We start from the raw sequence: 12811 nt of genomic DNA on the forward strand, positions 1-12811 counted from the left end.
GCCAGCCCGGAGCCAGACATGCAGCTTACCGCCCGCGAAGACATCGCCGCGCCGATCGAGGAGGTCTTTGCCGTGCTGTCGGACTTTCCGCGCGTCGAGGCCGCGGCCGGTCGCCGCGGGGCAGACTTGCGCCGGCTCGACGACCGCAGCGAACCCGGGCCGGGCATGGCCTGGGCTGCCGAATTCACGCTGCAGGGCGCCCGGCGCGCGGTCGAGACCGAACTGGTCGCCTTCGAACCGCCGCAACAGATCCGGCTGCAGTCGCGCTCGGGCGGGCTGCAGGCCGCCAGCGCCATCGAGCTGCAGCTTCTGGCGCCGCGCCTGACCCGGCTGGCCATCTCGATCGAGCTCGCCTCGAAGACCATCGGCGCGCGGGTGCTGCTGCAGACGCTGCGGCTTGCCCATCACCGGCTGGCCGAGCAGCTTGAAACATCGGTCTCCCGGCTGGCCCGCGAGATCGAGGCGGGCCGCTTCCGCCAGGGCTGAGCCTCGGGCGTAAGGCAAAGATTTTCAGGGTCCCGGAATCGACAAACCCCCGGGCAGGGCCTCGGGGGTCGTCTCGCTGGAGCATTGCTGCTCCGGTTCGCATGCCGACGGTCTTACAGAAGACCTTCGCGCTGGGCTTTCTTCCGCGCCAGTTTGCGCGCACGGCGGACGGCTTCCGCCTTCTCGCGCGCTTTCTTCTCGGACGGTTTCTCGAAATGTTGCTTGAGCTTCATTTCGCGGAACACGCCTTCGCGCTGAAGTTTCTTCTTCAGAGCCCGAAGCGCCTGGTCGACATTGTTGTCGCGAACGCTGACCTGCATGTGGTTGTCACCACCTTTCTTGCTGGAGTTTCGAATTTCGCAGGAGGTGGCCGTATAGCAAAGCCGCGCGAACTTGTCTATAGAGGGGGCCGTCGAAAGGAGGCCCCCGCATGACCGACACGCCCCAAGGCCTGGATGCCATCAAGCAAGAGCTTCTGGACGCGGCCCTGATCCACGTCCCGTTCGACGGATGGAGCGAGGCCGCCTTCCGCGCCGCCATCGCCGATTCCGGCGTCGATGCCGCCATGGCCCGCGCCGCCTGCCCGCGCGGTGCGGTCGATCTGGCGGTGGCCTATCATTTGCGCGGCGACGACGAGATGGTGCGCCGCCTGACCGAAACCGACCTCTCGGCGATGCGCTTTCGCGACAGGGTGGCGCTGGCCGTGCGCTACCGGCTGGACGCGGCCGAAGACAAGGAGGCCGTGCGCCGGGGCGCCACTCTGTTTGCGCTGCCGCCTTACGCCGCCGAAGGCTCGCGGCTCGTCTGGGGCACCGCCGACCGGATCTGGACCGCGCTCGGCGACAGCTCGGACGACGTGAACTGGTACACCAAGCGCGCCTCGCTGGCGGCGGTCTACGGCTCGACCGTGCTTTACTGGCTGGGCGACGAAAGCCCCGACCATGCCGAGACCACCGCCTTCCTCGACCGCCGGATCGGTGATGTGATGCAGGTCGAAAAGGTCAAGGCGCAGGTCAACAAGGCCTGGGTTCTCAAGCCGCTGATGCTGGGGCCGAACTGGCTTGCCCGGCAGATCCGTCCGCCGCACCGGCAGCCCGACCGGCGCCTGCCCGGATCGGTCCGTCCCGGCCTGCCGGAGCGCACATGACGCTCCCGGCGACGATGCGGGCGGTCGAGATTTCCGAACCCGGCGGCCCCGAAGTCCTGCGTCCGACCGAACGCCCGGTGCCGGTGCCGCGGGCGGGCGAGGTTCTGATCCGGCTGGCCTATGCCGGGGTGAACCGGCCCGACGCGCTGCAGCGCGCGGGATCCTACGCGCCGCCGCCGCAGGCCTCGGACCTGCCCGGGCTGGAAGGCGCGGGCGAAGTTGCGGCGCTGGGCGAGGGCGTGTCGGGACTGCGTGTCGGCGACCGGGTCTGCGCGCTGCTGCCGGGCGGCGGCTATGCCGACTATGTCGCGACCCCCGCGGCCCATGCGCTGCCGGTGCCGGACGGGCTGGGGCTGAAAGAGGCCGCCTGCCTGCCCGAGACCTTCTTCACCGTCTGGTCCAACGTCTTCATGCGCGGTGGCCTCACGGCGGGCGAACGGTTCCTGGTGCATGGCGGGTCCTCCGGGATTGGCACCACCGCGATCCAGCTGGCCTCGGTCTTCGGGGCGCGGGTCTTCGCCACCGCCGGCAACCCGACCAAATGCGCGGCCTGCCGCGATCTGGGGGCCGAGCGGGCGATCGACTATTCCAGCGAGGATTTCGTCGAGATTTTGCGGGCCGAGGGCGGGGCCGACCTGATCCTCGACATGGTGGGCGGCGACTATCTTCCGCGCAACGTGCGGGCGCTGGCCGATGACGGGAGGCTGGTGCAGATTGCCTTCCTGCAGGGGCCCAAGGTGGCGCTGAACTTCGCGCAGGTGATGATGCGGCGGCTGACCATCACCGGATCGACGCTGCGGCCGCAATCGGATCTGGCGAAGGCGCGGATCGCGGACGAACTGCGCGAGAGGGTCTGGCCGCTGCTGGCCTCGGGACGCATCGCGCCGGTGGTGGACAGCGAATTCGACCTGACCCAGGCGGCGCTGGCCCATGCAAGGATGGAACAAAGCGCCCATGTCGGGAAGATTGTCCTGAAGATCGCCTGAGACTGCCTCGCGCCCCGGAAACTCACCGTTTCCGAGGCGCGTAAGGCCTTGCAAAAGCCATGAAATCATCACAATCCCGATCCCGGCGGCAGGCTGCTGCCGGGTTTTGAAGGGGTGATTTCGATGAAAGGCATTTTCTCTCTCGCAGGGCTGGCGCTGGCCGCCGGACTGGGCACGGCGCAGGCCAGCACGCTGACGCTGGACTATACCGGGCAGACCCCCGGCGCGAAGACGGTCTATTATTCCTTCTACGGCCGGTCGGACTCGGCCAGCGCCGGACAGTTCGCCTTCGATGTCGCGGGGCAAAGCGACCCGCTTCTGGCCTGGTGCGTGGACCTGACCCATGCGCTGAGCCAGACCGCGACCGGCTACACGACCGGCGCGTCGCTCTTCGGCAGCACCGTCCTGACCAATCTCGACCGCCTCTTCACCCAGCATTACGCCGATGTGGTCGATGCGGTCAGTTCGGCCGCGTTCCAGGTCGCAATCTGGGAGGTCGTCTATGACAGCGACAGCCTCAACCTCGGGCGCGGCGCTTTCCGCCTGAGCGGCTGGACCGACAACCGGGTCGAGCGCAAGGCCGCCGATTTCCTTGCGCTGACCGACGAGACCGGCGGCTATCAGCTGGACTTCCTGAAATCGACCTCGTGGTGGCGGCCGAGCCAGAGCCTTGTGACCGCGGTCGCCACGCCCGATCCGGCGCCGGTGCCGCTTCCGGCCCCGGTCCTGATGCTGGGCTCGGGGCTGCTGGCTCTGCTGGGCCTGTCCCGGCGCCGCAAGGCCGCCTGAGCGCCTCCGTTCGACACCATGCGGCCCCCGGTCCGGCTGACGGTCAGCGGATCGGGGGCATCGCCGCGTCGCGCAGCGTGCAATCCTCGACCGTGTCGGCGGCGCAGGGGCGGGGTCTCAGATCCCTGGTCAGGCAGATCCGCACCTCCTGGATGCGGCCGGCCTTGCAGGTCACCGTCAGCATGTCGGGCAAGAGGCCGGGATTGGCCTGCAGGAAGGCCTCTTCGACCACGCCCGCGGGCAGCCGGACCGGCGCCGTCAGCTTGCGGAAGGCGGGCGGCCGCACCACCGCGCCATAGGCCCGGCGTGCCGCGGCAAAATAGTCGCCCGCCGACAGGCCGGAACAGCGCCCGTGTTTCTTCCACTGATACCAGGCCGCGCCCGCGCTGCCCATCAGAGCGGCCATCCGCGCGGTCTGGGCGCGCGAGGGGTCGGGTTTCGCGCCGCGGCAATGGCTGGGCCAGCCCTGTTCGTATTGCGGCCAGAGCCCGTGCAGAACCCATCCCGCGCCCCCGCCCGGCGCGCAATGCGGGCTTTGCCGGGCCTCGCCTTCCAGCGCGCACCAGCTTGGCGCCCAGCTCAGCGCCAGCAGGTAATACGCGAAGTCCCCGGCGGGCTCGCCATCGGCGCGGGCCAGGGTCGCAGACAGCAGCAGCACGGCCAGCCAGCGCATTTTCTCTTTTCTCCGGGCGTTTCGCCGACTATATACACGGGAACTTCCCCGAAAACGAGGAACCGCGCCAATCCGGCGCAGCCGTTTCCCGGCCCGGGGAGCGCTATGGTCGCACGAGAGGAGTAGGCCGATGAACAAACCCATCATGGCCAAGGCCACCGCCGTCTGGCTGGTCGACAACACGACGCTGAGCTTCCGGCAGATCGCCGATTTCTGCGGCCTGCACGAGTTGGAAGTGCAGGGCATTGCCGATGGCGACGTGGCGGGCGGCGTGCGCGGCTTCGATCCGGTCGCGAACAACCAGCTCGACCAGTCGGAAATCGACAAGGCCGAGAAGGACCCGCTTTACAAGCTGCGGCTCAAGTTCAATCCGGCCGCGCTGGGCGAGGAAAAGCGCCGCGGCCCGCGCTATACGCCGCTGTCCAAGCGGCAGGACCGGCCCGCCTCGATCCTGTGGCTGGTCAAGTTCCACCCCGAACTCAGCGACGGCCAGATCGCCAAGCTGGTCGGCACCACCAAGCCGACGATCCAGTCGATCCGCGAACGCACCCACTGGAACATCTCGAACATCCAGCCGATCGACCCGGTGGCGCTGGGGCTCTGCAAGCAGTCCGAGCTTGATTCCGCCGTGCAGAAGGCCGCCCGCAAGCGCGCCGCGGAAGGCGGGCTGATGACCGATGACGAACGCCGCAAGCTGGTCTCGACCGAACAGTCGCTGGAAATGGGCACCGAGCCGCGCCTGCCCACCGCCATTTCGGGGCTCGAAACCTTCACCCTGACGCGCCCGGACGACGACGAGGAAGAGGACCGGTCGGTGCCGGATGCCGACAGCTTCTTCAACCTGCCCGATAACGGTGACGATGAAGACGAGGACGACGACGATCCCCGCCGCTGATCCGCGGCCGGGCGATCCGGTCCGGACGGACGGAAACGGGCGGCGCGCTTCGGCGGGCCGCCCGTTCGCCTTTCCAGGGCTCGCTTGCGCGGCGCGTGGCCGGGCGGCGCTCAGTCGTCGAGCGAGTCGAGATAGGCGATGACGTTGGCGCGGTCCTGCGGGTCCTTGAGCCCGGCAAAGGTCATCGCCGTGCCCGGAACGACGTCGCGCGGGGCCGCGATGAACTCGTAGATCCGCTCGGCCGTCCACTCGCCCTCGAGCCCCGCCATCGCGTCGGAATAGGAAAAGTCGGCCACCGCATGCACCGGCCGCCCGACCACGCCGTAAAGCGACGGCCCGACCGCGTTCACGCCTTCCTCGGCCCGGTGGCAGGACTTGCACTGATTGAAGACCCGCTCGCCCGCGGCCGCATCGGCCTGGGCCATGCGCTCTTCGAAGGTCAGCTCCTGTTCCGGTTCTGCCGGGGTCTCGGGCTCTTCCTCGATGACCACATAGGCGGGTTTTTCAAGCTCGGGCGGCGTAAAGTAGAACCCTCCCGCCCGATCGACCAGCACAAACAGCAAAAGCGCCCCCGAGCCCGCGCCCAGAAGCTTGGTGAAGCTCACCTTCTTCAGCATAAATTCGATCCCATGTTTTCCCGCGAACTTCCTATGTGCTTCCCCTTCGGCTTGGCAAGCAGTATTCAGTTTGACCATTGACCCGGCCGGTTGCGGCCAGCCACAGGATTAAAGTCCCCACATGACCAGCCTTATCGCCTTTCAGGGAGAACCCGGCGCCTATTCGCACCAGGCCTGCCACGACGCCCGTCCCGAGATGGAGGCGCTGCCCTGCCGGACCTTCGAGGACGTGATCGAGGCCGTGCGCAGCGGCGAGGCGGACCTGGCGATGCTGCCGGTCGAGAATTCGACCTACGGGCGGGTGGCCGACATCCACCAGCTTTTGCCGGATTCCGGGCTGCATATCGTGGGCGAGGCCTTCGTCAGGGTGCATATCAACCTGTTGGCAGTTCCGGGCGCGCCGCTTTCGGGCATCCGCCGCGCGATGAGCCATACCGTCCTGCTGGGGCAATGCCGGGACTTCCTGCATACGCATGACATCCACCGGGTGACCGGGGCCGATACCGCGGGCTCGGCCCGGCAGGTGGCCGAGATCGGCGACCCGGAATTGGCCGCGCTCGCGGGCGATCTGGCGGCCGAGATCTACGGGCTCGAGGTTCTGGCCCGCCATATCGAGGATCACGACAAGAACACCACCCGCTTTCTGCTGATGTCGCGCGAACCCGACCGCACGCGGCGGGGCGATCTGGGCATGATGACCACCTTCGTCTTCCGGGTCCGCAACATTCCGGCGGCGCTTTACAAGGCGATGGGCGGCTTCGCGACCAATGGCGTCAACATGACCAAGCTGGAAAGCTACATGGTCGACGGGTCCTTCACCGCGACCCAGTTCTACGCCGATATCGAGGGCCATCCCGACGACCCCCATGTCGCCCGCGCGCTGGAGGAACTCGACTACTTCACCTCGCATCTCGACATTCTCGGGGTCTACCCGGCTGACCGCAAACGCAGCTGAGCCGCGGCTGCGGCGCCGGGGCCGGACCGGACCCCGACCCTTGCGAATCCGCCGCGTGACGTCTATGTAACGCCTCGAGAGGTTGGCGCGGGCGAGCGCCTCGCCAACCCGGTCAGGTCCGGAAGGAAGCAGCCGTAACGAGCCCCGTTCGGGTCGCTGTCCAGCCTCTCACCTTCTCCCCGACAGGCGTACAGGCGTTTTGCAGTCCGACGGCGGGCGCTTCTGTCCGGCGGTCTCTGCCGGGGACTGTCCGCGATCCGCTGGACGCCGCCCGGGTCAGGGCCTACCCTGTCGCCCGGACCCGCGATTTCGAGAGGACCCATGGCAGACCCCAAGGGCACCGCCTATCAGGTGCTGGCGCGCAAGTACCGTCCCGCCACATTCGCCGATCTGATCGGGCAGGATGCGATGGTGCGCACCCTCAAGAACGCCTTTGCCGCCGACCGGATCGCGCAGGCCTTCATCATGACCGGCATCCGCGGCACCGGCAAGACGACGACCGCCCGGATCATCGCCAAGGGCATGAACTGCATCGGCCCGGACGGGCAGGGCGGCCCGACGACCGAGCCCTGCGGGCAATGCGAGCATTGCCGCGCCATCGCCGAGGGCCGCCATGTCGATGTGATGGAGATGGACGCCGCCTCGCGCACCGGCGTGAACGACATCCGCGAGATCATCGACAGCGTGGCCTACCGGGCGGCCTCGGCGCGCTACAAGATCTACATCATCGACGAGGTTCACATGCTGTCGACCAGCGCGTTCAACGCGCTGCTGAAGACGCTGGAGGAACCGCCCGCCCATGTGAAGTTCATCTTCGCCACCACCGAGATCCGAAAGGTGCCGGTCACGGTGCTGTCGCGCTGCCAGCGCTTCGATCTGCGCCGGATCGAGCCCGAGGTGATGATCGCCCATCTGAAAAAGATCGCGGGGCTCGAGAACGCGCCCATTTCGGACGAGGCGCTGGGGCTGATCACCCGGGCCGCCGAAGGGTCCGTGCGCGACGCGATGAGCCTTCTCGATCAGGCGATTGCGCATGGCGCGGGCGAAACCACGGTCGATCAGGTCCGCGCCATGCTGGGCCTCGCCGACCGGGGCCGCGTGCTCGATCTTTTCGACATGATCATGGCGGGCGACGCCGCAGGCGCGCTGGGCGAGCTGGCCGCGCAATATGCCGACGGCGCCGATCCGCTGGCGGTGCTGCGCGATCTGGCCGAGATCACCCACTGGCTCAGCGTCATCAAGATCGCGCCCGAGGCCGCCGACGACCCGACCGTCGGCCCCGACGAACGCGCCCGCGGCCGCACCATGGCCGAGCGGCTGTCGATGCGGGTGCTGGCGCGGATGTGGCAGATGCTGCTGAAGGCGCTGGAAGAGGTCTCGATGGCGCCCAATGCGATGATGGCGGCCGAGATGGCGGTGATCCGGCTGACCCATGTCTCTACCCTGCCCGCGCCCGAGGATCTGGTGCGCAAGCTGCAGGACAACCCGCCCTCCGGTCCTATGCCTTCCGGCCCCGCGCCCTCCGGTCCCGCGCCCTCGGGCGGCGGCGGGATGCAGGCGCAGGCCCGGGGCGTCCCGGTTCATGCCGCGCCCTCGGGCGGCGGTGCCGTCACCGCGCTGGCCCGCGCGCCCGAGCAGACGCTGGCCCATTACCCAAGCTTCGAGGCGGTGGTCGATCTGATCCGCGCCAATCGCGACATGGTGCTGCTGGTCGAGGTCGAGGCCGGCGTCCGGCTTGTCAGCTATTCCCCCGGCCGGATCGAATTCGAACCCGCGCCCGGCGCGCCCGCCGATCTGGCCCAGCGGCTGGGCCAGCGGCTGCAAAGCTGGACCGGCGCGCGCTGGGCGGTTTCGGTCGTGGGCAAGGGCGGTGGCCCGACCATCGACGAGACCCGCAACGCCGCCGAGGCCGCACGCAAGGCCGAGGCCGCCGAACATCCACTGGTCCGCGCCGTTTTTGCCGCCTTCCCCAAGGCCGAAATCATCGACATAAAGCCGCCCGAGGTCCTGGCGGCCGAGGCGGCCGCCGAGGCTCTGCCCGAGGTCGAGGAGGAATGGGACCCGTTCGAGGACGACGACTGAACGCATAACAGGCGAAGGAGACACGCATGTTCAAGGGAATGGGCGGCCTTGGCGACATGGCCAAGATGATGAAAGCCGCGACCGAGATGCAGGGCAAGATGGCCCAGCTTCAGGAAACGCTGGCCACCACTCTGGTCGAGGGCGAAAGCGGCGCGGGGCTGGTCAAGGCCACGGCGACCGCCAAGGGCACGCTGACCGCGCTGTCGATCGACCCGTCGATCTTCAATCCCGATGAAAAGGAAGTGGTCGAGGACCTGATTCTGGCGGCCATCAAGGATGCCCAGGAAAAGGCCATGGAAAAGACCAAGGAAGAGACCCGCAAGCTGACCGAGGAAATGGGTTTGCCTCCGGGGCTCGGCCTGCCGGTCTGATCCCGGGGTCCGGCCGATGGCCGACCGCCCGCACGAGATCGACGCGCTGATCGACATGATGGCACGGCTGCCGGGGCTTGGGCCCCGGTCGGCCCGCCGTGCCGTGCTGCATCTGGTCAGGAAGCGCGCGGTCCTCTTGCTGCCGCTGGCCGAGACCATGCGCAAGGTCGGCGAGGCGGTGCATGATTGCGCCGTCTGCGGCAACATCACCACCGCCGATACCTGCGAGATCTGCGCCGATCCGGCCCGGTCGAACGGCGAGATCTGCGTCGTCGAGGACGTGGCCGATCTTTGGGCGATGGAACGCGGCGGTGCCTTCGGCGGGCGTTATCACGTGCTGGGCGGCACGCTGTCGGCGCTCGATTCGGTCGGGCCCGAGGATCTGCGCATTCCCGATCTGGTCGAACGGATCGGGCGCGAGGGGATCTCCGAGGTAATCCTGGCGCTGAACGCGACCGTCGACGGCCAGACCACCGCCCATTACATCGCCGAGGAACTGGCCGAGACCGGCGTGCGGCTGAGTTCGCTGGCCCAAGGGGTGCCGATCGGGGGCGAGCTCGATTATCTCGACGACGGCACGATCAGCGCGGCGTTGAAGGCGCGCCGGGGGCTCTGAGCCCGGGATTACCCCGTCGATTGCGGAAGTCTCACGGAATCTCAACTTGAACCGGTGCCGCCCGGGCCATTAGCTAGGGCAGGTCTCGGGTCCGTCCGACCGCAGAAGACAGGGAGTTTGCCGATGCCCACCCCCCGCCGCCATCCGCACCGTGCCGTTCTGCCGGTTCCGGCCAGACCTTCGCCTCGCCTTGCGGTCAGGACGCTTGCGCTGATGCTTGCGCTGATGCTGGGCGCGGTTCCGGCTCTGGCGCAGGATGCGCCGCCTTCGACCCCGGCGGCTGACGGCACCGAAACCGTGATCAAGACCCATGCCTTTTCGGAACTGGGCCAGCCCAAATATCCGGCCGATTTCCAGCGGCTCGATTACGTCAATCCGGACGCGCCCAAGGGCGGCGAGATCTCGATCTGGGCGCCGGGCACCTTCGACAGCTTCAACCCCTTCACCCGCAAGGGCCGGGCCGGGGCGCTGGCGACGATCAATATCGAACGCCTGATGACAGATGTCGCCGACGAGCCTGGAACCTCGTACGGTCTGATCGCCGAAAGCCTCGAATATCCCGAAAGCGAGGACTGGGTGATCTTCAACCTGCGGCCCGAGGCGCATTTCACCGATGGCACGCCCGTGACCGCCGAAGACGTGAAATTCACCTTCGATCTGCTGATGGAACAGGCGCTGCCCTCGTACCGCGAGGCGATCAAGAAGCTGGTCTATTCGCCCGAGGTGCTGGATACCTACCGGATCAAGTTCACCTTCAAGCCGGACGTGCCGCGCGACGGGCTGATCAGCCAGATGGGGTCGAACCCGGTGATGTCGAAGGCCTGGTTCGAAAAGACCGGCGCGCGTCTTGATGAAAGCAGCCTGACCCCGATCATGGGGACCGGGCCTTACGTGCTGGACAGCTACGACATCAACCGCCGGATCGTCTACAAGCGCGACCCCGACTACTGGGGCAAGGACCTGCCGATCAATATCGGGCGCTACAATTTCGACCGGAAACGGGTCGAGTATTTCGCCGATTCCATCGCCGCGCTCGAGGGCTTCAAGTCGGGTGCCTACACCTTCCGCGAAGAGGACAGCTCGAAGACATGGGCGACGGGCTACGATTTCCCGGCGGTGGCCGAGGGCTGGGTGAAGAAGGACGAACCCCATGACGGCAACCTGCCGCCCGACAGCGGCTGGATCTTCAACCTCGCCCGGCCGCAATTCCAGGACCTGCGGGTGCGCCGCGCCATCGGGCTCATGTACAATTTCGAATGGACCAACGAGACGCTGCAATTCGGCCTCTTCAAGCAGCGCAGCTCGTTCTGGGAAAACAGCGATCTCGGCGCACCCGATGCGCCTCCCGAGGGCCGCGAGCTTGAACTGTTGCAGGAGGTCGCGGATCATATCGACCCTGCGATCCTGACCGAGCCGCCGATGAAGGCCCATACCTCGGGCGACCGTCAGCTCGACCGGCGGAACCTGCGGAAGGCTTCGCAACTGCTGGACGAGGCGGGATGGGTCGCGGGCGATGACGGGATGCGCCGCAACGCCGATGGCCAGATGCTGAGGCTGGAGATCCTCGACGACAGCCCGGTGACCGAACGGATCGCGCTGCCCTTCGTCGACAACCTGCGCGCGCTGGGCGTCGATGCCAGCTTTTCGCGGGTCGATCCCTCGCAATTCACCAACCGCAGGCGCGCACGCGACTACGACATGATCCTTGCAAGCTACCAGACCAACCTGGTGCCGGGGCTGGGCATGCAGCAGCGGTTCGGGTCGGCCGATGCCGAATACAGCCTCTTCAACCCGGCGGGCTTTGCCAATGAAGGCGCCGATATCCTGATGCGGCACCTCGTCTCGGCCAAATCCGAGGACGAGTTCCGCGCCGCGACCCGGGCGCTCGACCGGATCTTCCGGCACGCGTATTTCGTGGTGCCGACCTGGTACAAGGACGTCCACTGGGTGGCCTATTTCGACATGTACCGCCATCCCGACGCGCTGCCGCCCTACGATCTGGGCTATCTCGATTTCTGGTGGTACGACGCCGACCGCGCGGCCGAGCTGCGCGCGGCGGGCGCGCTGCGCTGACAGGGACAGACCGGACCAGATGGGCGCCTATATCCTCCGCCGGCTGCTGCTGATCGTGCCCACGCTGATCGGCATCATGATCATCAACTTCACCCTGACGCAATTCGTGCCGGGGGGACCGATCGAACAGATCATCGCCCAGATCGAGGGCGGCGGCGACGTGTTTCAGGGCTTTGCCGGGGGCGGAGCCGACGCCCAGAACCAGCAGATGAGCACCGCGGCGGGTGGCGGCAGCGACAAATATGTCGGCGCCCGCGGCCTGCCGCCCGAATTTATCGAGGAACTTGAAAAGGAGTTCGGCTTCGACAAGCCGCCCTTGGAACGGTTCCTGACGATGATGTGGAACTATGCCCGGTTCGATTTCGGCGAAAGCTACTTCCGGTCGGTGTCGGTCGTCGATCTGGTGCTGGAAAAGATGCCGGTCTCGATCAGCCTCGGGCTCTGGTCCACCCTGATCGCCTACATGGTCTCGATCCCGCTGGGCATCCGCAAGGCGGTCCGCGACGGGTCGGGCTTCGACACCTGGACCTCGGCCGTCATCATCGTGGGCTATGCGATCCCCGGGTTCCTGTTCGCGGTGCTGCTTCTGGTGGTCTTCGCGGGCGGGTCTTACCTGCAATGGTTCCCGCTGAGGGGGCTTGTATCGGACAACTGGGCCGATCTCAGCTGGCCCGCCAGGATCCTCGATTATTTCTGGCACATCGCCCTGCCGGTGATCGCCACGACGATTTCCAGCTTTGCCACGCTGACGCTCTTGACCAAGAATTCCTTCCTCGACGAGATCAAGAAGCAATACGTGGTGACCGCCAAGGCCAAGGGCCTGTCCGAGGCGCGGGTGCTGTACGGGCACGTCTTCCGCAACGCCATGCTGATCGTGATCGCGGGTTTTCCGGGCATGTTCATCGGCGTCTTCTTCGGCGCCTCGATCATCATCGAGACGATCTTCTCGCTCGACGGGCTCGGGCGGCTCGGCTTCGAGGCGGCGGTCGCGCGCGACTATCCGGTGATCTTCGCGACGCTCTACGTCTTCGGGCTGATCGGGCTTCTGGTCGGCATCCTGTCGGACCTGACCTATGTGCTGGTCGATCCCCGGATCGACTTCGAAAGCCGGGAGACCTGAC

14 protein-coding genes and 1 other RNA gene are annotated in these 12811 nt (G+C 67.1%); 12 read left to right on the plus strand and 3 right to left on the minus strand.

The genetic code is table 11. The annotated features are described in order from the left end of the window. Positions 1-18: 18 nt before the first annotated feature. Positions 19-486: an SRPBCC family protein gene (locus tag BYZ73_RS08005; protein WP_112315556.1), complete on the plus strand. Its 468-nt coding sequence runs from the start codon at positions 19-21 to the stop codon at positions 484-486. 113 nt (positions 487-599) lie between these two features. On the opposite strand, the gene rpsU is transcribed toward BYZ73_RS08005, so the two are convergent. Beyond that, positions 600-806: a 30S ribosomal protein S21 gene (gene rpsU, locus BYZ73_RS08010; protein WP_042458983.1), complete on the minus strand. Its 207-nt coding sequence runs from the start codon at positions 804-806 to the stop codon at positions 600-602. Positions 807-916: 110 nt separating this feature from the next. On the opposite strand from rpsU, the gene BYZ73_RS08015 reads away from it, so the two are divergent. From BYZ73_RS08015 to BYZ73_RS08025, 3 genes are all read left to right on the plus strand, one after another. Beyond that, positions 917-1633 (plus strand): COQ9 family protein, encoded by a 717-nt coding sequence (locus tag BYZ73_RS08015; protein ID WP_112315557.1) that lies wholly within the window; start codon positions 917-919, stop codon positions 1631-1633. After that, positions 1630-2619 carry an NAD(P)H-quinone oxidoreductase gene (locus BYZ73_RS08020; protein ID WP_112315558.1) on the plus strand — a complete coding sequence of 330 codons (990 nt, stop codon included), beginning with the start codon at positions 1630-1632 and terminating at the stop codon, positions 2617-2619. Before BYZ73_RS08015 ends, BYZ73_RS08020 begins: the two co-directional genes overlap by 4 nt. A gap of 123 nt (positions 2620-2742) precedes the next feature. Further along, positions 2743-3408 carry a hypothetical protein gene (locus tag BYZ73_RS08025; protein WP_112315559.1) on the plus strand — a complete coding sequence of 222 codons (666 nt, stop codon included), beginning with the start codon at positions 2743-2745 and terminating at the stop codon, positions 3406-3408. A gap of 43 nt (positions 3409-3451) precedes the next feature. On the opposite strand, the gene BYZ73_RS08030 is transcribed toward BYZ73_RS08025, so the two are convergent. Continuing rightward, positions 3452-4081, minus strand: coding sequence for a ribonuclease T2 family protein (locus tag BYZ73_RS08030; RefSeq protein ID WP_112315560.1), 630 nt, complete (start codon positions 4079-4081; stop codon positions 3452-3454). A 130-nt stretch (positions 4082-4211) separates the two neighbouring features. Here BYZ73_RS08030 and BYZ73_RS08035 point away from each other — a divergent pair, with 130 nt between their 5' ends. Next, positions 4212-4976, plus strand: coding sequence for a DUF1013 domain-containing protein (locus BYZ73_RS08035; protein ID WP_112315561.1), 765 nt, complete (start codon positions 4212-4214; stop codon positions 4974-4976). Positions 4977-5086: 110 nt separating this feature from the next. Here BYZ73_RS08035 and BYZ73_RS08040 read toward each other — a convergent pair whose 3' ends face one another. After that, entirely contained in the window at positions 5087-5593 is a 507-nt protein-coding gene (locus BYZ73_RS08040) for a c-type cytochrome (RefSeq protein WP_158272344.1), read from the minus strand. A gap of 121 nt (positions 5594-5714) precedes the next feature. Between BYZ73_RS08040 and BYZ73_RS08045 the strand changes: the two genes are divergently transcribed. From BYZ73_RS08045 to BYZ73_RS08075, 7 genes are all read left to right on the plus strand, one after another. After that, positions 5715-6548 carry a prephenate dehydratase gene (locus BYZ73_RS08045; protein ID WP_112315563.1) on the plus strand — a complete coding sequence of 278 codons (834 nt, stop codon included), beginning with the start codon at positions 5715-5717 and terminating at the stop codon, positions 6546-6548. A 76-nt stretch (positions 6549-6624) separates the two neighbouring features. Beyond that, positions 6625-6721: signal recognition particle sRNA small type (ffs, locus tag BYZ73_RS08050), an RNA gene on the plus strand. Between the two features lie 148 nt (positions 6722-6869). Further along, entirely contained in the window at positions 6870-8630 is a 1761-nt protein-coding gene (locus BYZ73_RS08055) for a DNA polymerase III subunit gamma/tau (protein WP_112315564.1), read from the plus strand. A gap of 26 nt (positions 8631-8656) precedes the next feature. After that, complete coding sequence (locus BYZ73_RS08060) at positions 8657-9001, plus strand: YbaB/EbfC family nucleoid-associated protein (protein WP_112315565.1); 345 nt, start codon at positions 8657-8659, stop codon at positions 8999-9001. 16 nt (positions 9002-9017) lie between these two features. After that, complete coding sequence (gene recR / locus BYZ73_RS08065; protein ID WP_112315566.1) at positions 9018-9617, plus strand: recombination mediator RecR; 600 nt, start codon at positions 9018-9020, stop codon at positions 9615-9617. Positions 9618-9740: 123 nt separating this feature from the next. Continuing rightward, entirely contained in the window at positions 9741-11690 is a 1950-nt protein-coding gene (locus tag BYZ73_RS08070) for an extracellular solute-binding protein (RefSeq protein WP_245943085.1), read from the plus strand. Between the two features lie 19 nt (positions 11691-11709). After that, complete coding sequence (locus BYZ73_RS08075) at positions 11710-12810, plus strand: microcin C ABC transporter permease YejB (RefSeq protein ID WP_112315568.1); 1101 nt, start codon at positions 11710-11712, stop codon at positions 12808-12810. Position 12811 lies beyond the last annotated feature (1 nt).

It is taken from the genome of Rhodovulum viride (assembly GCF_003265965.1).
In the GTDB taxonomy this organism is placed as follows: Bacteria; Pseudomonadota; Alphaproteobacteria; order Rhodobacterales; family Rhodobacteraceae; genus Rhodovulum; species Rhodovulum kholense.